Origin of the sequence: Microbaculum marinum (assembly GCF_037855135.1) — a bacterium.
Lineage (GTDB): Bacteria > Pseudomonadota > Alphaproteobacteria > Rhizobiales > Tepidamorphaceae > Microbaculum > Microbaculum marinum.
Genome location: NZ_JAZHOF010000015.1, coordinates 71418 through 91779, shown reverse-complemented (window position 1 = coordinate 91779; position 20362 = coordinate 71418). Strand labels below are relative to the sequence as shown.

The 20362-nt window shown below is 68.2% G+C and carries 22 protein-coding genes; 10 read left to right on the top strand and 12 right to left on the bottom strand.

The features are described 5' to 3' along the window. The first annotated feature begins 6 nt into the window (after positions 1-6). From hisF to coaA, 3 genes are read left to right on the top strand one after another with little or no spacing between them, the layout of a single operon-like run. Entirely contained in the window at positions 7-783 is a 777-nt protein-coding gene (gene hisF / locus V3328_RS26100; RefSeq protein ID WP_340332671.1) for an imidazole glycerol phosphate synthase subunit HisF, read from the top strand. Between the two features lie 28 nt (positions 784-811). Further along, on the top strand, positions 812-1138 hold the full coding sequence (locus V3328_RS26095; protein WP_340332670.1) for a phosphoribosyl-ATP diphosphatase: 327 nt from the start codon (positions 812-814) through the stop codon (positions 1136-1138). Further along, positions 1135-2124: a type I pantothenate kinase gene (coaA, locus tag V3328_RS26090; protein WP_340332669.1), complete on the top strand. Its 990-nt coding sequence runs from the start codon at positions 1135-1137 to the stop codon at positions 2122-2124. The genes V3328_RS26095 and coaA overlap by 4 nt, the downstream gene beginning before the upstream one ends. Before the next feature lie 268 nt (positions 2125-2392). On the opposite strand, the gene V3328_RS26085 is transcribed toward coaA, so the two are convergent. Both V3328_RS26085 and V3328_RS26080 read right to left on the bottom strand, forming a co-directional pair. Continuing rightward, positions 2393-3370, bottom strand: coding sequence for a linear amide C-N hydrolase (locus V3328_RS26085; RefSeq protein WP_340332668.1), 978 nt, complete (start codon positions 3368-3370; stop codon positions 2393-2395). Between the two features lie 293 nt (positions 3371-3663). After that, the gene (locus tag V3328_RS26080; protein ID WP_340332667.1) at positions 3664-4665 is read right to left on the bottom strand and encodes an adenosine kinase; all 1002 of its coding nucleotides are present in this window, start codon (positions 4663-4665) and stop codon (positions 3664-3666) included. 253 nt (positions 4666-4918) lie between these two features. Between V3328_RS26080 and V3328_RS26075 the strand changes: the two genes are divergently transcribed. After that, positions 4919-5590 carry a sulfate transporter family protein gene (locus V3328_RS26075; RefSeq protein WP_340332666.1) on the top strand — a complete coding sequence of 224 codons (672 nt, stop codon included), beginning with the start codon at positions 4919-4921 and terminating at the stop codon, positions 5588-5590. Between the two features lie 519 nt (positions 5591-6109). Here V3328_RS26075 and V3328_RS26070 read toward each other — a convergent pair. The 4 genes from V3328_RS26070 to V3328_RS26055 are packed head-to-tail and all read right to left on the bottom strand — an operon-like array spanning position 6110 to position 9127. Continuing rightward, positions 6110-6475: a helix-turn-helix domain-containing protein gene (locus V3328_RS26070; RefSeq protein WP_340332665.1), complete on the bottom strand. Its 366-nt coding sequence runs from the start codon at positions 6473-6475 to the stop codon at positions 6110-6112. Next, positions 6472-7119 carry a Smr/MutS family protein gene (locus V3328_RS26065; protein ID WP_340332664.1) on the bottom strand — a complete coding sequence of 216 codons (648 nt, stop codon included), beginning with the start codon at positions 7117-7119 and terminating at the stop codon, positions 6472-6474. Before V3328_RS26065 ends, V3328_RS26070 begins: the two co-directional genes overlap by 4 nt. 45 nt (positions 7120-7164) lie before the next feature. Then, a complete protein-coding gene (gene mltA / locus V3328_RS26060; RefSeq protein WP_340332663.1) occupies positions 7165-8445 on the bottom strand; it encodes a murein transglycosylase A in 1281 nt (426 codons plus the stop codon). Next, positions 8423-9127, bottom strand: coding sequence for a Tim44/TimA family putative adaptor protein (locus tag V3328_RS26055; protein WP_340332662.1), 705 nt, complete (start codon positions 9125-9127; stop codon positions 8423-8425). The genes mltA and V3328_RS26055 overlap by 23 nt, the downstream gene beginning before the upstream one ends. A 142-nt stretch (positions 9128-9269) precedes the next feature. On the opposite strand from V3328_RS26055, the gene V3328_RS26050 reads away from it, so the two are divergent. Then, the gene (locus tag V3328_RS26050) at positions 9270-9842 is read left to right on the top strand and encodes an FxsA family protein (RefSeq protein WP_340332661.1); all 573 of its coding nucleotides are present in this window, start codon (positions 9270-9272) and stop codon (positions 9840-9842) included. A 189-nt stretch (positions 9843-10031) separates the two neighbouring features. Further along, positions 10032-10607: a protein-export chaperone SecB gene (gene secB / locus V3328_RS26045; protein ID WP_340332660.1), complete on the top strand. Its 576-nt coding sequence runs from the start codon at positions 10032-10034 to the stop codon at positions 10605-10607. A 25-nt stretch (positions 10608-10632) separates the two neighbouring features. Here the strand turns inward: secB and dnaQ are convergent, their stop codons facing one another. From dnaQ to V3328_RS26020, 5 genes are all read right to left on the bottom strand, one after another. Next, the gene (gene dnaQ, locus V3328_RS26040; RefSeq protein ID WP_340332659.1) at positions 10633-11331 is read right to left on the bottom strand and encodes a DNA polymerase III subunit epsilon; all 699 of its coding nucleotides are present in this window, start codon (positions 11329-11331) and stop codon (positions 10633-10635) included. A gap of 80 nt (positions 11332-11411) precedes the next feature. Continuing rightward, on the bottom strand, positions 11412-12050 hold the full coding sequence (gene coaE / locus V3328_RS26035) for a dephospho-CoA kinase (RefSeq protein ID WP_340332658.1): 639 nt from the start codon (positions 12048-12050) through the stop codon (positions 11412-11414). After that, a complete protein-coding gene (locus tag V3328_RS26030; RefSeq protein ID WP_340332657.1) occupies positions 12041-12904 on the bottom strand; it encodes a shikimate dehydrogenase in 864 nt (287 codons plus the stop codon). Before V3328_RS26030 ends, coaE begins: the two co-directional genes overlap by 10 nt. Beyond that, a complete protein-coding gene (locus V3328_RS26025) occupies positions 12901-13533 on the bottom strand; it encodes a Maf family protein (RefSeq protein ID WP_378758847.1) in 633 nt (210 codons plus the stop codon). The genes V3328_RS26030 and V3328_RS26025 overlap by 4 nt, the downstream gene beginning before the upstream one ends. Further along, a complete protein-coding gene (locus V3328_RS26020) occupies positions 13526-14353 on the bottom strand; it encodes a pyruvate, water dikinase regulatory protein (RefSeq protein ID WP_340332656.1) in 828 nt (275 codons plus the stop codon). Before V3328_RS26020 ends, V3328_RS26025 begins: the two co-directional genes overlap by 8 nt. Positions 14354-14724: 371 nt before the next feature. Between V3328_RS26020 and hemE the strand changes: the two genes are divergently transcribed. The 4 genes from hemE to rho all read left to right on the top strand — a co-directional run bounded on the left by hemE (position 14725) and on the right by rho (position 18218). Further along, positions 14725-15747, top strand: coding sequence for a uroporphyrinogen decarboxylase (gene hemE / locus V3328_RS26015; protein ID WP_340332655.1), 1023 nt, complete (start codon positions 14725-14727; stop codon positions 15745-15747). Beyond that, a complete protein-coding gene (gene hemJ / locus V3328_RS26010) occupies positions 15747-16274 on the top strand; it encodes a protoporphyrinogen oxidase HemJ (RefSeq protein WP_340332654.1) in 528 nt (175 codons plus the stop codon). Before hemE ends, hemJ begins: the two co-directional genes overlap by 1 nt. Before the next feature lie 112 nt (positions 16275-16386). Next, positions 16387-16662, top strand: a complete 276-nt coding sequence (locus tag V3328_RS26005; RefSeq protein WP_340332653.1) for a PepSY domain-containing protein — start codon at positions 16387-16389, stop codon at positions 16660-16662. Between the two features lie 290 nt (positions 16663-16952). Continuing rightward, positions 16953-18218, top strand: coding sequence for a transcription termination factor Rho (gene rho / locus V3328_RS26000; protein WP_340332652.1), 1266 nt, complete (start codon positions 16953-16955; stop codon positions 18216-18218). Positions 18219-18313: 95 nt separating this feature from the next. Here the strand turns inward: rho and V3328_RS25995 are convergent, their stop codons facing one another. Continuing rightward, positions 18314-20341 carry a thioredoxin domain-containing protein gene (locus V3328_RS25995; RefSeq protein ID WP_340332651.1) on the bottom strand — a complete coding sequence of 676 codons (2028 nt, stop codon included), beginning with the start codon at positions 20339-20341 and terminating at the stop codon, positions 18314-18316. Positions 20342-20362 lie beyond the last annotated feature (21 nt).

Genomic DNA, 20362 nt, shown 5'->3' with positions numbered 1-20362 from the left:
CGCCCGATGCTGAAGGCCCGCATCATCCCCTGCCTCGACGTCAAGGACGGCCGCGTCGTCAAGGGCGTGCAGTTCGTCGACCTGGTCGACGCCGGCGATCCGGTCGAGGCGGCGCTCGCCTACGACGCGGCCGGCGCCGACGAACTGTGCTTCCTCGACATCACCGCCAGCCACGAGGACCGCGGCATCCTGCTCGACGTCGTGCGCCGCACCGCCGAGCACTGCTTCATGCCGCTTACCGTCGGCGGCGGCGTGCGCACCGTCGAGGACATCCGCGTGCTGCTGCGCGCCGGCGCCGACAAGGTGTCGATCAACACCGCGGCGGTGAACGACCGCCAGTTCGTCAAACGGGCCGCCGAGAAGTACGGCGACCAGTGCATCGTGGTGGCGATCGACGCCAAACAGGTCTCCGGCGATGGCGGATCGGCCCGCTGGGAGATCTTCACGCATGGCGGCCGCAAGCCGACCGGCATCGACGCGCTCGCATTCGCCGAGGAGGTCGTGTCGCTCGGCGCCGGCGAGATCCTGCTGACCTCGATGGACCGCGACGGCACCAGGTCCGGCTACGACATCGCCCTGACACGGGCGGTCTCCGACAGGGTGCACGTCCCGGTGATCGCCTCGGGCGGCGTCGGCACGCTCGAGCATCTCGTCGAGGGGGTCCGCGACGGCGGCGCCGCGGCGGTGCTGGCCGCCTCGATCTTTCACTTCGGAGAGCATACGATCCGCGCCGCCAAGGACCACATGGCCGGCGCCGGCATCGCGATGCGCCTGGATCCATGAACCGGACACGGGTTGGGATAATCGGAACATGACCGTTGCGCGTCTGAGTATCGAGGACCTCGCGAAGATCGTCGAAACCCGCAAGGGCGCCGATCCGGAGACCTCCTACACCGCCAAACTCCTGCATCGCGGTGTCGGCCAGTGCGCCAAGAAGCTCGGCGAGGAAGCCGTCGAGACGGTGATCGCCTCGCTCGCCGGCGACCGCGCCGCGATCCGCGCCGAGGCCGCCGACCTGATCTATCATCTCGTCGTGCTGCTGGCGGCCGCCGACGTCGAGCTCGAGGAGATCTACGCCGAGCTCGGCCGGCGCGAGGGAACCTCCGGCATCGCGGAGAAGGCGAGCCGGCGGATATGAACCCCCAGATCAGGGCCGTGACCGGCGACCTCCCGGCGCCCGGCGACAGGGTGCCGTCGCCCTATCGCACCTTCTCCCGGCAGGAATGGGCCGAGCTGCGCGCCGACACCCCGATGACGCTGATCGAGTCGGAGGTGCTGCGGCTGCGCGGTCTCAACCAGGACCTGTCGATCGACGAGGTCGTCGACATCTATCTGCCGCTGTCGCGGCTGCTTAGCCTCTACGTCAACGCCACCCAGGACCTGTTCAAGGCGACCCGCTACTTCCTCGGCGCCAGGGACGGCAAGGTGCCCTACATCATCGGCATCGCCGGCTCCGTCGCGGTCGGCAAGTCGACCACCTCGCGCGTCCTGCAGGCGCTGCTCACCCGCTGGCCCAACACACCGAAGGTCGACCTCGTCACCACCGACGGCTTCCTCTATCCCAATGCCGTGCTCGAGCGGGAAAACCTGATGCACCGCAAGGGCTTCCCGGAAAGCTTCGACGTCGCCGCGCTGCTCAAGTTCCTGTCGCGCATCAAGGCCGGCGAGCGCAACGTCGCCGCCCCGCTCTACTCGCACTTCGCCTACGACGTGCTGCCGCCGGACCAGGTCGTGGTCGTCGACAATCCCGACATCCTGATCGTCGAGGGCCTCAACGTGCTGCAGCCCGGCCGGCTGCCGCGGGACGGCAAGGCGGTGCCCTTCGTGTCGGACTATTTCGACTTTTCCGTCTACATCGACGCCGACAAGGAAACGCTCGAGCGCTGGTATGTCGAGCGCTTCATGACGCTGCGCCAGACCGCCTTCCGCGATCCCGGCGCCTATTTCCACCGCTATTCGACGCTGACCGACGAGGAGTCCGTCGCCACGGCCCGCGACATCTGGCGGCGCATCAACCTGGTCAACCTGGAAGAGAACATCCTGCCGACCCGCCAGCGCGCCGACCTGATCCTGACCAAGGGCGAGCAGCACCTCATCGAGGAGGTCGCGCTGAGGAAGCTGTAGCGAAGGTTTTCACCCTGCGTCGGTGCTTGATCGTCCCGTCGGCACCCCGAATGTGGTCCCATTCCCGTCCCACCAACACCGACTACGCCCCGGACCTGATCCGGGGCCCAGCGGAGCGGTTGCGGCATGGCGCGGGTCATGAACCTCTCGCAGCGCCTCGCTGGTGTCCCGGCGAAGAAGCAGCCCTCATGGTGAAGAGCCTTGCGTCAAGCAAGGCGTCTCGAACCACGAGGGCGGGCCACCGGCGACGACGGCCTTCGCCCGCCCCTCACGGCACCAGGAACTCGAACGGTTCTGCCGCCTCCAGCCGGCCCGAAACCTCGCCGCCGGTGTCCTCGGGCTGCTGCAGCTTCAGCTTGCGCGCCGCCGCGCCGGGGCCGAGGTCGAGCTTGTCGAGATCGAGCCAGATCACCGACGGGTTGATCACCGAATCGAAGAAGTAGCGCCTCGCGTCGTGGTCGATGACGGTCCGCCACAGCGTCGAGGAGATGTTCGGCTTGTCCGGATCGCTCAGGCCGAGCGGCGTCGATACGGCCCGCATCTGCGAGAAGATCGCCGCCAGCGCGGCGCGCGGATCGGTGAATTTCGGGGTCGATTTCAGGTTGTAGCTGGCGCGCGCGAAGCGGTCGGCGGCGTTGATCGTCCCTGGCAGGAAGTGCTGGCCGCCGATCAGGTCCCAGTAGGCGTTGATCGCGAGCTGCTGGTCGTAGACCGGCGAATTCGTCATCACCCGGTAGTCGGCGCTGTGATGGATCTTCAGCGCCCCGCCGACGAACTCGAAGATGGCCGAATCGCCGCCCGCATCGGACAGCGCGATGTGCACGGTGGCCGGCTTGCCGTTCGGCGCGTCGGCTGTGATGATGGTCAGCGGATCGTCGCCCATCGCCGCCACCGCCTCGGCGACGGTCGCGTAGTTGTCGAGCATGTATTGCAGCCAGGCGCCGACCGAGATCGTCGGCTTGCCGCGCGCCGCCGCATCGCCGAAATCGGATTCGACCAGGTACAGCAGGTTGCCGGCCAGGCCGGCCTCGTTCAGGCCGTCGGAGACGGCGAGGTCGTAGACCGCGACGACCACCGAGCCGTAGGCGGAGGTCCAGCGCACCGTGCCCTCGCCGGTGCCGCCGTCGCGCGCCATGCCGCGCGGAAACGCCCACAGGTCGGTCTGCATGTGGACGTCGCTCCAGTCCATGTTGCGACCGGTCAGGAACGTCCCGTTGCCCGTCCCGTAGAGTACCCGCGTACACATGATGGCCCCCCTTTGTGTCGTTGCGCCGGCGCACCGTTGCACGGCAGCGGTGGCCAGGGCAACGCGTCCCGGACACGCCGGCTGCGGTCCGGTCACGATGGGTGGGGATCTATGCCGCCGGCGCCTCGTGGTTCGAGACAGCCGCTGACGCGGCTATCTCTCGATGAGGCTCGTATGATGGCGGAACACCCCGACACACAAAGACAGCCCTCATGGCGAGGAGCCTTGCGCAAGCAACGCGTCCCGAACCATGCGGGCGGGCGGCAGGATACGGGCGCCGGCTGCCCCGGCTGCTACACCGGCAGCCCGTTCTGCTGGGCGAGCTCCTTCAGGCTGACCTGCGGGCGCGCGCCGATATGGCTGATCACCTCGGCCGCCGCCAGGCCGCCGAGCCTGGCGCAGGTCTCCGGATCCCGGCCGCGGGCGAGGCCGAACAGGAAGCCGGCGGCGAACAGGTCGCCGGCGCCGGTCAGGTCGACGATCCTCTCGACCGGGGCCGCGGGCACCGCGATCCGCTCGCCGTCCTTCAGCACCACCGCGCCCTTCTCCGAGCGCGTCACCACGGCGAACCGGCAGTCGGCCTGCAGCGCCGCCATCGCCGCCTCCGTGTCGGCGGTCTCGTAGAGCGAGTGCAATTCGGACTCGTTGCCGAACAGCAGCGTCACGGTGCCCGACCGGATCAGGTCGAGGAACTCGGCGCGGTAGCGGTCGACGCAGAAGGAATCCGACAGGCTCAGCGCCACCTCGCGGCCGTGCTCGCGGGCGATGCCTGCGGCATGCACGAAGGCCTTCTTGGCCTGCGGCGGATCCCACAGGTAGCCCTCCATGTAGAGGATGCTGGAATTCGCCACGACGTCGGCCTCGACGTCTTCGGGCCCGAGCATCTGGCAGGCGCCCAGGAACGTGTTCATGGTCCGCTCGCCGTCCGGCGTCACCATGACCAGGCAGCGCGCGGTGGACGGACCCTCGGTCAGCGCCGGCGTCTGGAAGTGGACCCCGAGCGCCCGGATGTCGTGCCCGAAGGCCTTGCCCAGGCCGTCCTCGGCGACCTTGCCGAAATAGGCGCCGCGCCCGCCGAACGAGGCGAGCCCCGCGATCGTGTTGCCGCAGGAGCCGCCGGACATCTCCGTCGCCGGCCCCATCTCCGAATAGAGCGTGTCGGCGCGGGCCTCGTCGATCAGGTTCATCGACCCCTTGGCGAGGCCTTCGCGCACCAGGAAATCGTCCTCGGCGCGGGCGATTACGTCGACGATGGCGTTGCCGATGCCGACGACGTCGAATTTTGCGTCTGCCATGTTAAGGTAAGATCTCTTCCTGCCGGTTCTGACGACCGGTGTTTTCGGGTGGTTGCGGTGTCCGCCGCACTATACGGCCTGCACGAGCCCCCGCAACCCCCGCAGAAGCCCGATTCCGTCCGTTAGAGACTGATTTCGCAGGGGAATTTTCCCCCATCGCTGCCCACGCGTTGCGGAACGCCGCCCACTCGCCTATGTCTCGTTGCGACGGGACCTTGGCCGGACGGGCCATTCGGGAGACTGAGGATCGCAGATGATCTCGGATGCGCTTGCCGCACTTTCGGACGTGGTCTCCAGGCCGTTCCGCGCCGTGCTGTTGCGCACCCTCGGGCTGACGCTGGCGGCGCTGGTGGCCCTTTGGTTCGTGCTGATTTCGCTGTTCGACCACTTCGTCACGCTGCCGTGGTCCTGGGCCGAGACCGCGGTCGACTGGCTGGCCGGCGCCGGCTTCGTCGTGGCGCTGGTGTTCCTGGTTGCGCCGGTCTCCTCGCTCGTCGCCGGCTTCTTCCTCGACGAGATCGCCGGCAAGGTCGAGACGACGGCCTTTCCCGCCGACCCGGTCGGCCGCGGCCTGCCGGCGGTGCAGACGCTGGTCACCTCGGTGAAGTTCTTCGGCGCCGTGATCCTGGCGAATCTGGTGGCCCTCGTCCTCCTGCTGATCCCGGGCATCAACCTGGTCGCCTTCCTGCTCGCCAACGCCTACCTGCTCGGCCGCGAGTATTTCGAGTTCGCGGCGCTGCGCCATCGCGGCTACGAGGAGGCCCGCGCCCTGCGCCGGGCCAATGGCGGTCGCATCTTCGCCGCCGGCCTGATCGTGGCGCTGTTCGTGATGATCCCGATCGTCAACCTCGCCACCCCCCTGTTCGCCGCCTCCTTCATGGTGCGGCTGCACAAGCGCATATCTGCCGAAGGCCGCGCCTATTAGAGGCTCCGCGGAAGGTGCCGCAACGCCTGTGACATGTCCCCGAATCCTCGTGACAACGGGATCCGGCGCAGCCGCCGCACCGGCCGCACCGGCCGCTGTTCAGACGGATCGGCATCATCCGTGGCAGCCGCCGGGTTCGGCCCCGGATCGGATCCGGGGCATAATCTTCCCGTATCGCCGCAACGTCCCCGCCCCCACCGCAGCCTACGTCCCGGCCCCCGCGCCGGGACCCAGCGCAATAAGCCGTCGCATCGGCCGCACCGGCGGCCGTTCAGACAGATCGGCATCATCCATGGCAGCCACCGGGGCTGGGCCCGCGGATCACGTCCGGGGCGCAATCTTCCCGTATGGCAACGTCCCCGCCCCAACCGCAGCCTACGTCCCGGCACCCGCGCCGGGACCCAGCGCAAAGCCCGGCGCAGCCACCGCATCGGCCGCACGGCGGCCGCCGCGACGCTTCCGCCTCAGGTGCAGCAGTACGTCAGCACGGCAACCCTAGCGACCCCGGCGCAGCCGAGGCTACTCGCTGCCGGTCGCCCGTTTCAGGCGCTGGACAAGGTCGGCGGCATCCTCGCGGGTGAGCCTGGCGATGTCGCGCGCCAGCAGGTTGGCGAGTTCGGTCGCCTCCGGGGCCAGGCCGGCGGTGTCGACGGTGACGCGAGGATGCGAGAGTTCGGCGAGCCTGGCGAGTTCCTCGGCCTCGTCCCAGATCACGTTGAAATAGGCGATCACCCCCTGCACCAGGTGCCAGGGCGGGCGGCCGCGCCGGCCGTGCTCGAGGGCGGAGAGATAGGCAGACGAGACGCCGAGGTCGGCCGCCATCGTCGACAGCGTCACGCCGCGCGCCTGTCGCATGGCGCGCAGCCGCGCGCCGAACGGGGTCATTTGCCAGTTCCCTTACCGGGCCCCTGGCGGGGTTTGCGGCGGATCTGCACGTAGATCGCGCCCTCGCCGCCCCTGCGGCTGTGGGCCTGTTCGTAGCCCACCACCAGCAGCCGGAACGGCGCCGTCGCCAGCCACTCGGGAACCGCCCGGCGCAGCACCCCGCGCGTGCCCTCCTGCCACCAGTCGGTCTCCAGCAGGTCGCCTTCGGCGGCGGGGCGGCCCTTGCCGGTGACGACCAGCACCACGCGGTGGCCGCGGTCGCGGGCGCCCTGCAGGAAGGACAGCAGCCGGTCATGCGCCTCGCGCTGGGTTAGGCCGTGCAGGTCGATGACTGCGTCGACGGCGCGGGAGCCGCGGCCGATCCGCCGCGTCAGCCGCCGGTCGAGCGGATTCAGGGGTGGTGGTGGCGGGTGTGCCCCGGACCTCCGCGCCTTCGCTGCCGCGGCGGCCTTTCCGGAGGCTTTCGCCTTTGCCGTCTGCCCGGCGGCAGGTCGCGCATCGCCGGCCGCCAATTCCCCGCCCTGCGCCTGATCCGGCGAGACTTCCGGCGTTTCCGGCGTACGGTGGGCCTTGCGGCGCGACTTCAGCGGCGCCACCGTCTCCGTCACTTTGCGCCACAGTTCCCCGTCTGGCACGATCGGCACCCGGGATCCGGGGCGGGGGCGACGGGGCGGAGCCACTCGGCCGGCTCAGGATTTCGGCAGCAGCACGTAGAAGGTGCCGTCCGCCTTGATGCCGCCGGCCATCGATCCCGCCTCCGGGCCGGTGCCCCAGAACAGGTCGGCGCGGGCCGGGCCGCGGATCGCCGACCCGGTGTCCTGGGCGATCATCAGCCGGCGGAACGGCGCGGCCGTGCGCAGGCCGCCGGCCTTCGGGCCGATCTGCGGCGACGAATCGATGTAGACCGGCGTGCCGTAGGCGTGGAACGCCGTGTCGACGGCGATCGACCGTCCGGCGGTCAGCGGCACGCCCTCTCCGCCGATCGGGCCGAGTTCGGGGGCAAGGTCGCGGATCTCCCGGAAGAAGATGTAGGATTCGTTTTCGTGGATGAGGCTGCGCGCCTGATCCAGATCCTCGCGGAAATGGGCGCGCATGCCGTCCATCGAGAAGCCGCCCGATGGAACGATGCCGCGGGCCTGCATCACCTTGCCGACCGACGAGTAGGGATGTCCGTTCTTGCCGGCGAAGCCGACCCGCATCATCGTCCCGTCGGGCAGGGCGATCCGGGTCGAACCCTGAATGTGGATGTAGAAGGCCTCGATCAGGTCGGCGACGTAGACGATCGGCTCCGCCCGGCCCTCGAGCGCGCCGGCGTCGATCTCGGCGCGGGTCGGCGCCGGCACCAGGCCGGCCTCGCTCATGCGGCCCCAGCTCAGCTCCTCGTCCCAGCCCTCCGGCCGGTTGTCGTCGGTGATCCGCACGAAATCGGGCGGCAGCGCATAGAGCGGCTCGGTGAAGGCCTCCGTGCGCACCCGCGAGCCGGGCACGACCGGCTCGTAGTAGGCGGTGACCAGCCCCTCGCCGGCCTCCGGCTCGATCCGGTAGGGCCGGAAGTTGGCGGTGAAGAAGGCCTCGGCCGTGTCCGGATCGGACGGATCGGAAATCGCCAGCGCCTTCAGGCAGGCATTGGCCAGCCCGCCGTCATTGTCGCCCTGCGCGCAGGAGCGCAGGAAGGTCCGCAACGCCGCGGCGTGATCGTCCTCGAGGAAGCCGGGAATATCCGAAAAGCCGACGCCGACGAGCCGGTGGCCGGCCTTGCTGATCGGATGGTCGGAGACCAGCCTGTCCTGACGCGGTGCGACGAGAAACAGCGCCACGCCGGCGGCGAGCACGACCGCGGCGGCGCCGATGCCGAGTTCGCGCCGCCAGTGGGGACGTTCGGTGAACCGGGAAACCAGTCTCTTCGCCGGGTTGCTGCCTGCACCGTTTTCCGGACGGATGCCGGGATTATTCTGCGGACTCGGTGGCAACGAGTTTCCAGTTCGGATCGCGCGATCCGGTGTCCCGCGCAAAGGTCCAGATATCGGTCACCTCGCTCACCGCGTTCGGATCGCCCTGGACGATGTTGCCGTCCTTGTTGCTGGTCGCGGAGACGAGCTGCGAGACGAAGCGCACGGTGACGTGGGCGGACCGGCCGCGCAGCCCGGCTTCGGTGATCTCGGCGGTGTCGATGGAGACGAATTTCGACATCACGGTCTCGCCGCGGCTCTCCCGGTCGGCGATGGCGCCGACGAAACCGTCGTAGACCTCGCGGCTGAGAAGGTTCTTCAGCGTCTTGCGGTCGCCCTCGGCGAAGGCGGTGACGATCATTTCGTAGGCGGCCTTGGCGCCCTCGAGGAACCGGGCGGGGTTGAAGCTCGGATCGGCGGCGCGCAGGGCCGACAGGCCCGTCGCCAGCTCCGAGCCTTCCGGCGCGATATCGCCGAAGTCGTCGTTGGCGGCCGCCTCGGCGCGGGCGCCGGCGCCATCGCGCTGCGGCAGGCTGATGACCTTGTCGGTCGCCGGGCCGCCACTGCCCTTCGGCGCCGAATAGGGATCGAAGGGCGGCCGCTCGCTGCCGGTGCGCCGGCCCAGAACGCTGCGCAGCCGCAGGAAGATCACCACCGCGAGCACCAGAAACAGGATCGTGTAGAAATCGAAGAAGCCGTTCATCGTGCCCCGTTTACCGGGAATCACCCGGTGCGCCAAGGAATAAGGCGAAATCGTCGAACGCTTACTATGTAAGGATTGATATGCCGCGGTCCAGTAGCTCGCGGGATATCGGTCGAAATTGACCGAATGGAGTTGAGATTCAATGGGTTTGATCCTTTTTGCGCTGTTCGTCGGTGTTCCCGTCGCCGAAATCGCGCTGTTCGTCCTCGTCGGCGGAGAGATCGGCGTGCTCGCAACCATCGCGATCGTGATCCTCACCGCGGTCGCCGGCGCGGCGCTGGTGCGCCACCAGGGCATCGAGACGGCGATGCGGGCGCGCCGCGACATGGAATCGAACCGGATTCCGGCAGGCGCCCTGACCGAGGGGCTGGCGATACTCGTCGCCGGCGTCCTGCTGCTGACGCCCGGCTTCCTGACCGACGCGATCGGCTTTGCCCTGCTGGTCCCACCGGTGCGCCGCTCCTTGATCAAGTGGGTCGGCGCCTGGCTCGCCGCCCGCGTGACCGTGGTCGACATGGCCTCGCGCGGCGCCGGCGGTCCGGGGCGGGGCTACGGGGGAGGCAACTACAGGGGAGGCGACTATCGTGGTCGCGACGACGTCATCGAGGGCGAGGCCGTCGAGATCGATCCCGACGCCGAGAGCGACGACGAGGAGGCGCGGCGCAGCCTTTCCGACCGCCGCAACGGCGGATCCTCCCCCTGGCGTCCGTCGTGACCCTGCGGCTCTGCGGCGCACCTCGGAGGGGCAACGGCGCGGCAACGGTTGCAGGGTGCCGGGCGACATGCTAGCCAGCGCCCGACTTGTTCAGCTTTCCGCCTGTCAGCCGGACGGTCGGTCCGGTGGCCGGCAGCGGATGCGCCGGAAGCGGCGACGGGCGGACGGCGGTTTCCTCGGAGAATTTCGATGACCAGCGACACGACGAACGGCGGCGGCACGCCGAACGGTGCCCAGGGCGCCGGCACAGGTGGAACCCAGGGTGGATCTCAGGGCGGATCCCAGGGAGGCGGACCGGCCGCCGGGCCCCGCACCGGCGCCGCGCCGGGCCCCAGCGTCGAGATCGTCGCCCAGTACACCAAGGACCTGTCGTTCGAGAGCCCGAAGGCGCCGGGCTCCCTGACCGGCCAGAAGTCGGCGCCGCCGATCAACTTCAACATCCAGGTCAACGCCCAGCCGGCCAGCGACAACGACCTCGAGGTCGAGCTCCGGCTGGAAGCCCGCGCCGGCCAGGGCGACGAGGTCATCTTCAACCTCGAGCTGGTCTATGCCGGCCTGTTCCGGCTGCGCAACATCCCGCAGGAGCACCTGCAGCCCTTCGTGATGATCGAGTGCCCGCGGCTGCTGTTCCCGTTCGCCCGCCAGATCGTCGCCGAGACGATCGCCGGCGGCGGATTCCCGCCGGTGATGCTCGGCCTGATCGACTTCGCCTCGCTCTACCAGCAGCGCATGGCGCAGCAGCAGCAGCCGACCCAGACGGCGTAGCGCCGAATCCGAAAGCCCCGACGCCCTACTCCTCGGGAAGCTCCCGGTACTTCCGCCAGATCGCCGACGGACCGATCGTCGCTACGAAGGCCGTCCAGGCGGTGCGTTCCTCGACCGTGATCAGCGGCGCCAGCGGGGTCGGGCGCACGGTGATGCGCACGGTGCTGCCGGCACCTGTCCGCGTGTCGGTTTCCACCAGAGTCAGCATCGCCTGGCGGCCGCCGATCAGCTCGATATAGACCTCGGCGAGCAGTTCGGCGTCGAGCAGGGCGCCGTGCTTCTCGCGGCGCGAGTTGTCGATGCCGTAGCGGGCGCACAGGGCGTCCAGGCTGTTGGGCCCGCCGGGATTGCGGCGGCGCGCCAGGAACAGCGTGTCGAGCGCCCGGTCGTAGGGGATCTTCGGCTTGCCGAGACGGGAAAGCTCGGCGTTGAGGAACGCCATGTCGAAAGAGGCGTTGTGGATCACCAGCCGCGCCCCCTCGACGAACTCGATGAACTCGTCGGCAATGTCGGCGAAAACCGGCTTGTCTGCCAGGAACTCCGACGACAACCCGTGCACGTTGAACGCTTCCAGCGGCATGTCGCGCTCGGGATTGATGTAGAGGTGCAGGCTGCGGCCGGTCGGGATGTGGTTGAGGAGCTCGACGCCGCCGATCTCGACGATCCGGTCGCCGGTCGCCGGGTCGAGGCCGGTGGTCTCGGTGTCGAGCACGATCTCGCGCATCTGTCCGCCGATCCCCCGTTCAGGGCCCTCCAGTCAGGACCATATGTCGGACCGAACCGGTGTTCCGGTGGTCCGACCCCCTACATCTGGCGGCCCGCCGCGTGTTGCCGCTGCCTCCGTGCATAGGCCGTGCCGGTGCAGCCGGCAAGGGCGCGAAGGATGTCGTCCACCTGTTTTTCCGCCGCCGGGAAGCCGTTGCCGCTGTCGACGATGAAGTGGGCGCGGCGGCGCTTCTCGGCATCCGGCATCTGCCGGGCCAGGATCGCCGCGAACTTGTCTTCGCTCATGCCCGGCCGTGCCAGGACGCGCTCGCGCTGGATGTCCGGATCCGCCGACACCAGCACCACGGCGTCGGCGCGCCGGTCGCCGCCGGTCTCGAACAGAAGCGGCACCTCGGCGACGGCGAAGCGGCGGCCCTCGGCGCGGGCGCGCTCGAGAAAGGCGCGGTCGGCGGCGCGCACCAGCGGATGGACGATCCGCTCCAGCCGCTTCATCGCCGCATCGTCGCCCAATACCAGCTTCGACAGTTCGACCCGGTCGACGCGGCCGTCGACGACCGCGCCGGGGAACGCCGCCCCGATCGGCGCCACCGCGTCGCCCTCGTAGAGCCGGTGCACCTCGGCGTCGGCGTCGTGCACGGCGGCGCCGCGGGCGGCGAACATCCTGGCGGTTGCGGACTTTCCCATGCCGATGGAGCCGGTCAGGCCGATCAGGAACATCGGCGCCCCTCGATGTCGGCGACCAGGATCGCCCGCAGTTCGTCGGTCACCTGCGGGCGCACGCCGAACCACCTTTCGAAGCCCGGCACCGCCTGGTGCAGCAGCATGCCGAGGCCGTCGACGGTGGCGAGGCTGCGCTTCCGGGCCGACGCGATCAGCCCGGTTTCGAGCGGCACGTAGACGATGTCGGTGACCACGGCGTCGGCGGCGAGCGGGGCTAGATCGACGTCGAGCGGCGGCGCGCCGGCCATGCCGAGCGACGTCGTGTTGACCAGGAGCCGGGCCCCTTCGAGGACGCCCTGCAGCCCGGCCCAGCCATGCCCGGCCACGGCGGGCCCGAAATCGTCGACCAGGGCGGCTGTCCGCCCGGCGGTGCGGTTGACAACGTCGATCCGGGTCACGCCGCGGCTGATGAGGCCGTGCACGATACCGCGCGCCGCGCCGCCGGCGCCAAGCACGACGGCCCGCGCCAGGTCCGCATCCCAGCCGGGCGCACCGGCGTCGAGGCTGGCGAGAAACCCGTGCACGTCCGTATTGGCGCCGTTGAGTTCGCCATTCTCGTACCAGACCGTATTCACCGCGCCGAGCGCCTCGGCGGTGTCGTCGCGGCGGGCGACGAGCCGGTAGGCGGCGAGCTTGTGCGGCACCGTCACGTTGCAGCCGACATAGCCATTGTCGGTCAGGCCGGTCAGGAACGTCTCGAAATCCTCCGGTGCGACCTCCTCGATCCGGTAGTCCCCGGCGATGCCGTACTGTTTCAGCCAGTGCCGGTGGATCAGCGGCGAGCGGGAGTGCTTTGCTGGCCAGCCGATGACGCAGGCCAGGCGCGGTTCGTCGGCCGGCGCGACGCTCATGTCTCCAGCACGCCCAGTTCGCGCAGGCGCGCCAGGAGCGGCAGCAGCGGCAGGCCGAGGATGGTGAACCAGTCACCGTCGATCTTGTCGAACAGCTGCACGCCCGGGCCCTCCAGCCGGTAGCAGCCGACGCTGTCCAGCATGGTCTCGCCCTCGGCGGCGGAGTAGTGGCCGACGAATTCCGGCGTGAAGTCCCGCATCGTCATCATCGCGCTGTCTGTCAGCGACCACAGCGTCTCGCCGTCGCGCACCAGCGTCACCGCGGAATGGAGAAAATGCGATTTGCCCCGCAGCTTCAAGAGGTTGCGTCGGGCCTGCTCGACCGAATCCGGCTTGGTGAACAGCTCGCCGTCCAGCTCGAGGGTCTGGTCCGCGCCGATGACGATGGAGCCTGCGCGCATCTCGCTCACCGTCTGCGCCTTGGCCTCGGCCAGCACCGTGGCGACGTCGGCGGGACTCGGGCCGTCGCCGCCGCCGGACATGCCGGCGATCATCGCGGCCTCGTTCAGGCCCGACGGAACGGCTTCCACGTTCAGCCCGGCGGCGCGCAGCATGTCGAGGCGCGTCCGGCTGGACGAGGCCAGCACCACCGATCCGAGCGACAGCGACATCTTCAGGCGGTCAGGCATCGCGGTGTTCCTTGTGCAGCGCCAGGATCGCCGCGGCCGTCTCCTCGATCGAGCGTCGGGTCACGTCGATCGTCGGCCACTCGTGCCTGGCGCAGAGCTTGCGGGTGAAGGCGATCTCTTCGGCCACGGCGAGCCGGTCGACATACGCCGTGTTGTCGCGGTCGTTCAGCGACAGGAGCCGGTTCTGACGTATCTGGACGATCCGTTCCGGGCTCGCGACCAGGCCGACGACCAGCGGTCCCGAGAGCGATTCCAGCTGCGGTGGCAACGGGATGCCCGGAACGATCGGAATGTTGGCGGTCTTGATGCCGCGGTTGGCGAGATAGATTCCCGTCGGCGTCTTCGAGGTGCGGCTGATCCCGATCAGCACCACGTCGGCCTCTTCCAGGTCCTCGACCATCTGCCCGTCGTCGTGCACCAGCGTGTAGTTCAAGGCGTCGATGCGGCGGAAGTAGTCGGCGTTGAGGACGTGCTGGCCGCCGATCCGCGGTGTCGACTGTGTGCCGAGATACGACTGGAAGACGTTGAGGACGGGCGCCAGCACCGAGACGCACGGCGCGCCGTATTCCTTGCAGCGCGCCTCCAGTCGCTCGGCGAGTTCCGCGCCGATCAGCGTGTAGAGCACGATTCCCGGCGCCGCCTCGATCTCGGTGGTGACCCGGTCGAGCTGCTTGGTTGAGCGCACCAGGGGATAGACGTGCTCGATCGCCCGCACCGAGGCGTATTGCGCGGCAGCCGCGCGGGCCACGGCGATGAGCGTCTCGCCCGTCGCATCGGAGACCAGATGCAGGTGGACGTAGCTGTGAACGCGGTTCGGCATGGACCTGTTGAGAACTGTGGACAAGGAGGCCCGGACTGCCCCGGCCGGTTTCGCTGTCCGCTGACTTAGCGGTTCACGGCGTCAATCATCAACAGGTTCTTCAGGAAAGTACTCCGGCGATGACGGGCGGTGGATTGTGTTAACAATCCGTTAACCGTTTTTCGATGCTGCCGGAGTGATCCGTTAACCGCCTGTTAACGAATGAATTTTGCGGCTCGTCAAAATCGATGCGGTGGAATGCCGAATATGGTTGTCAAATCGTTTCGGGTGCGGCGTTGTGGAAACGCGCTGATCCGGGTAGTTGGACCACTAAGAGTCGGAATCGAAGGAATCCTCTCTCTTTGAATCTATTGAAGGGAAAACGGCCCGGCGTGGAGCGTGCGGTCCTGGACGTGCTGTCGGGCGAGGCGAGACGTGCGCCTCCCGTCTGGATGATGCGTCAGGCCGGTCGCTATCTCCCCGAGTACCGGGAACTGCGCGCCAAGTACCCCTCCTTTCTCGATCTTTGCTATGCGCCCGAAGCCGCGTGTGAGGTAACGCTCCAACCGATCAGGCGGTTCGGTTTCGATGCGGCGATCTTGTTTTCCGACATCCTGGTGATCCCCGATGCACTGGGCCAGCAGGTGGCGTTTGAGGCGGGCGAGGGCCCCAGGCTCGATCCGGTCACCGATGCGAGCTCATTGGCGGCGCTGCGTCCCGACCGGGTATCGGAACACCTCGCGCCGGTCCTGGAGACCGTCCGGCTTGTCCGCGCGGCACTTCCGTCGGAGACGACGCTGCTCGGCTTCTGCGGGGCGCCCTGGACGGTCGCGACCTATATGGTGGCGGGACGGGGCACGCCCGACCAGCGCCCTGCCCGCGTGATGGCCTATGCCGATCCCGATCTCTTCGCCCGGCTGATCGACGTCCTCGTCGAGGCATCGGCCGATTATCTCGTCGGCCAGCTCGATGCCGGTGCCGATGCCGTCCAGATTTTCGATACCTGGGCCGGTGTGCTCGACGATAGCGGATTCCGGCGCTGGGTGATCGATCCGACGCGGCGGATCGTCGAGAGCGTGCGGTCCGTGCACCCGGATGCGCTGATCATCGGCTTTCCGAAGAGCGTAGGCGCGCGGGCGCAAAGCTATCTGCGCGAGACCAGGGTCAGCGCGCTCGGTCTCGACTGGACCGTCCCGCTCGACCAGGCCCGCCGCCTGCAGGCGGAGATCCCGGTCCAGGGCAACCTTGATCCGCTGGCGCTGCTCGCCGGGGGCCAGGCACTCGATTCGGCGGTGAAACGGATACTTGAGGCACTCGGGGACGGGCCGCTCGTCTTCAACCTCGGCCACGGCATCCTGCCGGAGACGCCGATCGGGCACGTCGAGGCGATGCTGAGGCTGGTCAGGGGGGCGTGATGGCAGCCGGGGACGACCGCACGAAACGGACCATCCGCGCGGCTGTCGGCCTCGCCGTCGTCGTGGCGCTCGTCCTGGTGCTCGTGGCGTGGAACCCGTCCGGCCTCTACCTCTGGTTCAAGGCCCTGCATGTCATCGCCATCATCGCCTGGATGGCGGGGATGCTCTATCTGCCGCGGCTGTTCGTCTACCACTGCGACGCGCCGGTCGGTTCGCCGCAGTCGGAGACCTTCAAGGTCATGGAGCGGCGGCTTCTGCGGGCGATCATCAACCCGGCCATGGCCGCCACCTGGGTTTTGGGCCTGTGGCTCGCCTGGGACGGCGGCTGGTTCAGTTCCGGCTGGCTGCACGCGAAGCTGGCGCTGGTGATCGCCATGTCGGCGGTGCACGGCATGTTCGTGGGCTATGTCCGCGCCTTCGCGGAAGACCGCAACACCCACACGCAGCGGTTCTTCCGGATCATGAACGAGGTGCCGACGCTGCTGATGATCGGCATCGTCATCCTCGTGATCGTCAAGCCGTTCTGAACTCCTGCGCGCCGCTGGCGTTGATCTCGGGCAGGCGTGCTGCCGACATCGGCGCGCGCCCCGAACGGTCGGCCGAAAGTGCCGATTGCGACGACACGAACGGAGAGAGGAAATGCCTGGTAGCAGAGTGACGAGGAGTGCCCTTGCGGCCGCGGTCATCGGCGCAACCCTGCTTGCAGCGCCGGCCGCCAGGGCCGACCGGGCGCCGACGGCCGAGGAGGCCGCGCGCATCGAGGCGGTCCTTCGGGAGAACGGCTATACCGCCTGGGGCGAGGTCGAATTCGACGACGGTGTTTTCGAGGTCGACGACGTGATCGCCACCGACGGCAAGGAATACGACCTCAAGCTCGACGAGTCGTTCCTGATCGTCGACCGCGACCCGGACTGACTCCGCCGACGGGGCCGGATAGGCCCCCCGGGCGCTCGCCCGGCCAGGACGCACTTGTCGAATTAGACCGCGCGCCGACCCCGTTGATCCCTTGTTAGGCGGGCGCGGTCGGTATATATAGGCATCGACTCACCTCAAAGTGCGCCGGCGTTGGCCGTTTGTCTGGCCCCGGTCGCAAGATCGTCTTCACCGAATTCGTGACGGAACGAAAGTTCCGACGATCTCAATGCCAAACCTCTCAAATATGGTGCTCCGCAGTATCGGGGCGACACTCCAGGAGTAATTCCCACATGCGGGAAATGAAGTTGCAGGAACTCAAGGCGAAGTCCCCGCCGGAGCTGCTTGCCTTTGCCGACCAGTACGAGGTCGAGAACGCCAGCACGCTGCGCAAGCAGGAGCTGATGTTTGCGATCCTCAAGCAACTGGCCGCGCAGGACGTTGAGATCGTCGGCCAGGGTGTCGTCGAGGTCTTGCCGGACGGCTTCGGGTTCCTTCGCTCGCCGGATGCGAACTACCTGCCGGGACCGGACGACATCTATGTCAGCCCGAGCCAGATCCGCCGGTTCAGCCTGAGGACCGGCGACACCGTCGAGGGCATGATCCGCAGCCCGAAGGAGGGCGAGCGGTATTTCGCGCTGCTCAAGGTCAACACGATCAACTTCGAGGACCCCGACAAGGCCCGCCACAAGATCAACTTCGACAACCTGACGCCGCTCTATCCCGACGAGCGCTTCAAGATGGAGCTCGAGGATCCGACCGGCAAGGACAAGTCGGCCCGGGTGATCGACCTGGTCGCGCCGCTCGGCAAGGGCCAGCGCGGCCTGATCGTCGCGCCGCCACGCACCGGCAAGACGGTGCTGCTGCAGAACATCGCCCACTCGATCACCACCAACCATCCCGAGTGCTACCTGATCGTTCTCCTGATCGACGAGCGCCCGGAAGAAGTCACCGACATGCAGCGGTCGGTGAACGGCGAGGTGATTTCCTCGACCTTCGACGAGCCCGCCGCCCGCCACGTCCAGGTCGCCGAGATGGTGATCGAGAAGGCCAAGCGGCTGGTCGAGCATGGCCGCGACGTGGTCATCCTGCTCGATTCGATCACCCGCCTCGGTCGCGCCTACAACACGGTCGTTCCGTCCTCGGGCAAGGTGCTGACCGGCGGCGTCGACGCCAACGCCCTGCAGCGGCCGAAGCGCTTCTTCGGCGCCGCCCGCAACATCGAGGAAGGCGGATCGCTGACCATCATCGCCACGGCGCTGATCGACACCGGCAGCCGCATGGACGAAGTGATCTTCGAAGAGTTCAAGGGCACCGGCAACTCGGAAATCATTCTCGACCGCAAGGTCTCCGACAAGCGCGTCTTCCCGTCGATGGACATCACCCGCTCTGGCACCCGCAAGGAGGAGCTTCTGGTTCCGCCGAACGAGCTCAAGAAGATGTACGTCCTGCGCCGCATCCTCAATCCGATGGGAACCGTCGACGCGGTCGAATTCCTGCTCGACAAGCTGCGGCAGACGAAGAGCAATTCGGAATTCTTCGATTCGATGAACACGTGACCGCGCGGCCCGATTCGGGGCCGTCCGTTTGCACATCGGGCCTGCCGCGAACCAGGTTTGCGGCAGGCCCTTTGCATTGAGAACGGTGCTGTTCGCTACGCCGATGCCGGCGCGCCGCCGGACTGTATGAGGGCGGCGAGTTCGGCCGGCTCGGTGACCGGCAGCGAGCAGGTCTCGCCGCGGCACACGAAGGCGGCAGGCCGGCCCTGGTTTGCCGTCTTGCCGGTAGCGGGATGGCCCGGCGGCAGGTCTTGCCCGGGCGCAATTTCGATCAGGGACAGATTCGGGTCCGGAACGGAGCGTGCCGTGGCCCGCAGGCGGGCGGTTTCCGGATCTTCGGGGTCCCCGACGATCACCACCTGCAGGCCGGTCGTGCGCAGCGCCAGCGCCGAAAGGAGGCTGGCATGGCCGAGTGGGTTCTGCGCGATGTCGGCTCCCAGTGCCGCGATGATCCGGTCGGCACGTTCCATGAAGCGGCTCTCGCCGGTCAGATGGGAAAGTCGCACCAGCGCCGCGGCGGCCACCCCGTTCGGGTTCGCCGTTGCCTCGTCCGTGCCCGAGCGCATCCGGATCACCACGTCGGCGGCATCGGAGGCGGCGAGGCGGTAGGAGCCGTCCTCGCCGATGTGCCAGGCCTCGAGCAGGTCCGCGAAACCGATCGCGTCCCTGAGACGCTCCGGATTGCCCGTCGCGTCGTGCAGCGCGAGCGCGGCCTGCATCATTGCCGCGTAGTCCGATGAAAAGCCCGGCCAGGTCAGCTTGCCTGCACGGCAGGCATGGGCGAGGCGCCCGTCCGGTGCCATCGATTCGCAGATGAAACGATAGGCCCGCTCGGCGAGGGCGCGCCATTCGGGCCGGTCGAACACGACCGACGCCCGCGCCAGCGCCGCGATCGTCAGACCGTTCCAGTCGGCGAGCACCTTGTCGTCTCGGCCGGGGCGGATGCGCGGTTCTCGGGCGGCGAACAGGACCGCCCGGCTCGCCGAGAGGCGCCGTTCCTCGTCCGCGTCGCGCGGAAACGGGTCGGACAGGCGATTGGGGATCGATTTGCCCTCGGAGTTGCCCTCTGCCGTGATGTCGTAAGCGTCGCAAAAGAGGTTCGCCTCCGATCCCAGCAGCCGGTCGACCTCCGCCTTGTCCCAGACGTAGAACTTGCCTTCCTCACCCTCGGAATCGGCATCGAGACTTGCGGCAAATGCGCCGCCCTCGGCGATCATCTCCCGTTCCAGCCACGCCACCGTCTCCTCGATTCGGATGCGGAACAGATCGTCGCCGGAGTGCAGCCAGGCCGATGTCATGAGGTCGATGAGCTGGGCGTTGTCGTAGAGCATCTTTTCGAAGTGCGGCACCAGCCACCGATCGTCGACCGAATAGCGGGCGAAGCCGCCGCCGAGATGATCGTAGATGCCGCCCCTTGCGATCTGGCGCAGTGACAGCACAACGACGGCAGCGTATTGAGGCAGTCCTGACATCAGCCCGGCACGCCAGATGAGGTCCAGCATCGGTGTTTGCGGGAATTTCGGCGCGCCCTTCAGCCCGCCGTTGACCGGGTCGATCAGGCCGATGAGCTTGTCGGATATTGCCGGCACGATGTCGGGCGAAAGCCGGGCGGGGTCTGCGCCCGCCGCCGAGAGGCGCTGGGTCAGGGCCTCGCGGTTCTGGTCGATCTTGCTTGGTTCCTCGTGGAAGAGACGGGACACCTCCTTCAGCACGGAAACGAAGCCCGGCCTGCCCCAGCGCGCCTCCTTGGGAAAGTAGGTACCGCCCCAGAACGGCCTGCCGTCGGGCGCCAGAAACATCGTCAGCGGCCAGCCGCCCTGCTCGCCGAGCTGGTGCAGTGCGGCCATATAGAGCTGGTCGACATCGGGACGTTCCTCCCGGTCGACCTTGATGTTGACGAAGAGATCGTTCATCCAGCGGGCGGTGCCGGGATCCTCGAAGCTCTCGTGGGCCATGACGTGGCACCAGTGGCAGGCCGCATAGCCGACCGACAGGAGAATCGGCTTGTTTTCTCTCTGCGCTTCGGCGAGGGCCTCAGGTCCCCAGGGCCGCCAGTGCACAGGATTCTCGGCGTGCTGGAGGAGGTAGGGGCTCGTTTCGTGCTTGAGCAGGTTCTCGGACATAAGGCTCCGTTTGTGCCGGAT

What these genes read in the sequence shown, in the direction of transcription:
- V3328_RS26085 (WP_340332668.1), bottom strand. Translation starts at nt 3,370, where the DNA reads ATGTGTACGCGGGTACTCTACGGGACGGGCAACGGGACGTTCCTGACC.
- coaA (WP_340332669.1), top strand. Translation starts at nt 1,135, where the DNA reads ATGAACCCCCAGATCAGGGCCGTGACCGGCGACCTCCCGGCGCCCGGC.
- dnaQ (WP_340332659.1), bottom strand. Translation starts at nt 11,331, where the DNA reads ATGCGCGAGATCGTGCTCGACACCGAGACCACCGGCCTCGACCCGGCG.
- V3328_RS26075 (WP_340332666.1), top strand. Translation starts at nt 4,919, where the DNA reads ATGATCTCGGATGCGCTTGCCGCACTTTCGGACGTGGTCTCCAGGCCG.
- hisF (WP_340332671.1), top strand. Translation starts at nt 7, where the DNA reads ATGCTGAAGGCCCGCATCATCCCCTGCCTCGACGTCAAGGACGGCCGC.
- V3328_RS26080 (WP_340332667.1), bottom strand. Translation starts at nt 4,665, where the DNA reads ATGGCAGACGCAAAATTCGACGTCGTCGGCATCGGCAACGCCATCGTC.
- V3328_RS26020 (WP_340332656.1), bottom strand. Translation starts at nt 14,353, where the DNA reads ATGCCGAACCGCGTTCACAGCTACGTCCACCTGCATCTGGTCTCCGAT.
- V3328_RS26055 (WP_340332662.1), bottom strand. Translation starts at nt 9,127, where the DNA reads ATGAACGGCTTCTTCGATTTCTACACGATCCTGTTTCTGGTGCTCGCG.
- V3328_RS26070 (WP_340332665.1), bottom strand. Translation starts at nt 6,475, where the DNA reads ATGACCCCGTTCGGCGCGCGGCTGCGCGCCATGCGACAGGCGCGCGGC.
- V3328_RS26095 (WP_340332670.1), top strand. Translation starts at nt 812, where the DNA reads ATGACCGTTGCGCGTCTGAGTATCGAGGACCTCGCGAAGATCGTCGAA.
- V3328_RS26025 (WP_378758847.1), bottom strand. Translation starts at nt 13,533, where the DNA reads ATGCCTGACCGCCTGAAGATGTCGCTGTCGCTCGGATCGGTGGTGCTG.
- V3328_RS26030 (WP_340332657.1), bottom strand. Translation starts at nt 12,904, where the DNA reads ATGAGCGTCGCGCCGGCCGACGAACCGCGCCTGGCCTGCGTCATCGGC.
- V3328_RS25995 (WP_340332651.1), bottom strand. Translation starts at nt 20,341, where the DNA reads ATGTCCGAGAACCTGCTCAAGCACGAAACGAGCCCCTACCTCCTCCAG.
- secB (WP_340332660.1), top strand. Translation starts at nt 10,032, where the DNA reads ATGACCAGCGACACGACGAACGGCGGCGGCACGCCGAACGGTGCCCAG.
- coaE (WP_340332658.1), bottom strand. Translation starts at nt 12,050, where the DNA reads ATGTTCCTGATCGGCCTGACCGGCTCCATCGGCATGGGAAAGTCCGCA.
- hemJ (WP_340332654.1), top strand. Translation starts at nt 15,747, where the DNA reads ATGGCAGCCGGGGACGACCGCACGAAACGGACCATCCGCGCGGCTGTC.
- V3328_RS26005 (WP_340332653.1), top strand. Translation starts at nt 16,387, where the DNA reads ATGCCTGGTAGCAGAGTGACGAGGAGTGCCCTTGCGGCCGCGGTCATC.
- V3328_RS26050 (WP_340332661.1), top strand. Translation starts at nt 9,270, where the DNA reads ATGGGTTTGATCCTTTTTGCGCTGTTCGTCGGTGTTCCCGTCGCCGAA.
- rho (WP_340332652.1), top strand. Translation starts at nt 16,953, where the DNA reads ATGCGGGAAATGAAGTTGCAGGAACTCAAGGCGAAGTCCCCGCCGGAG.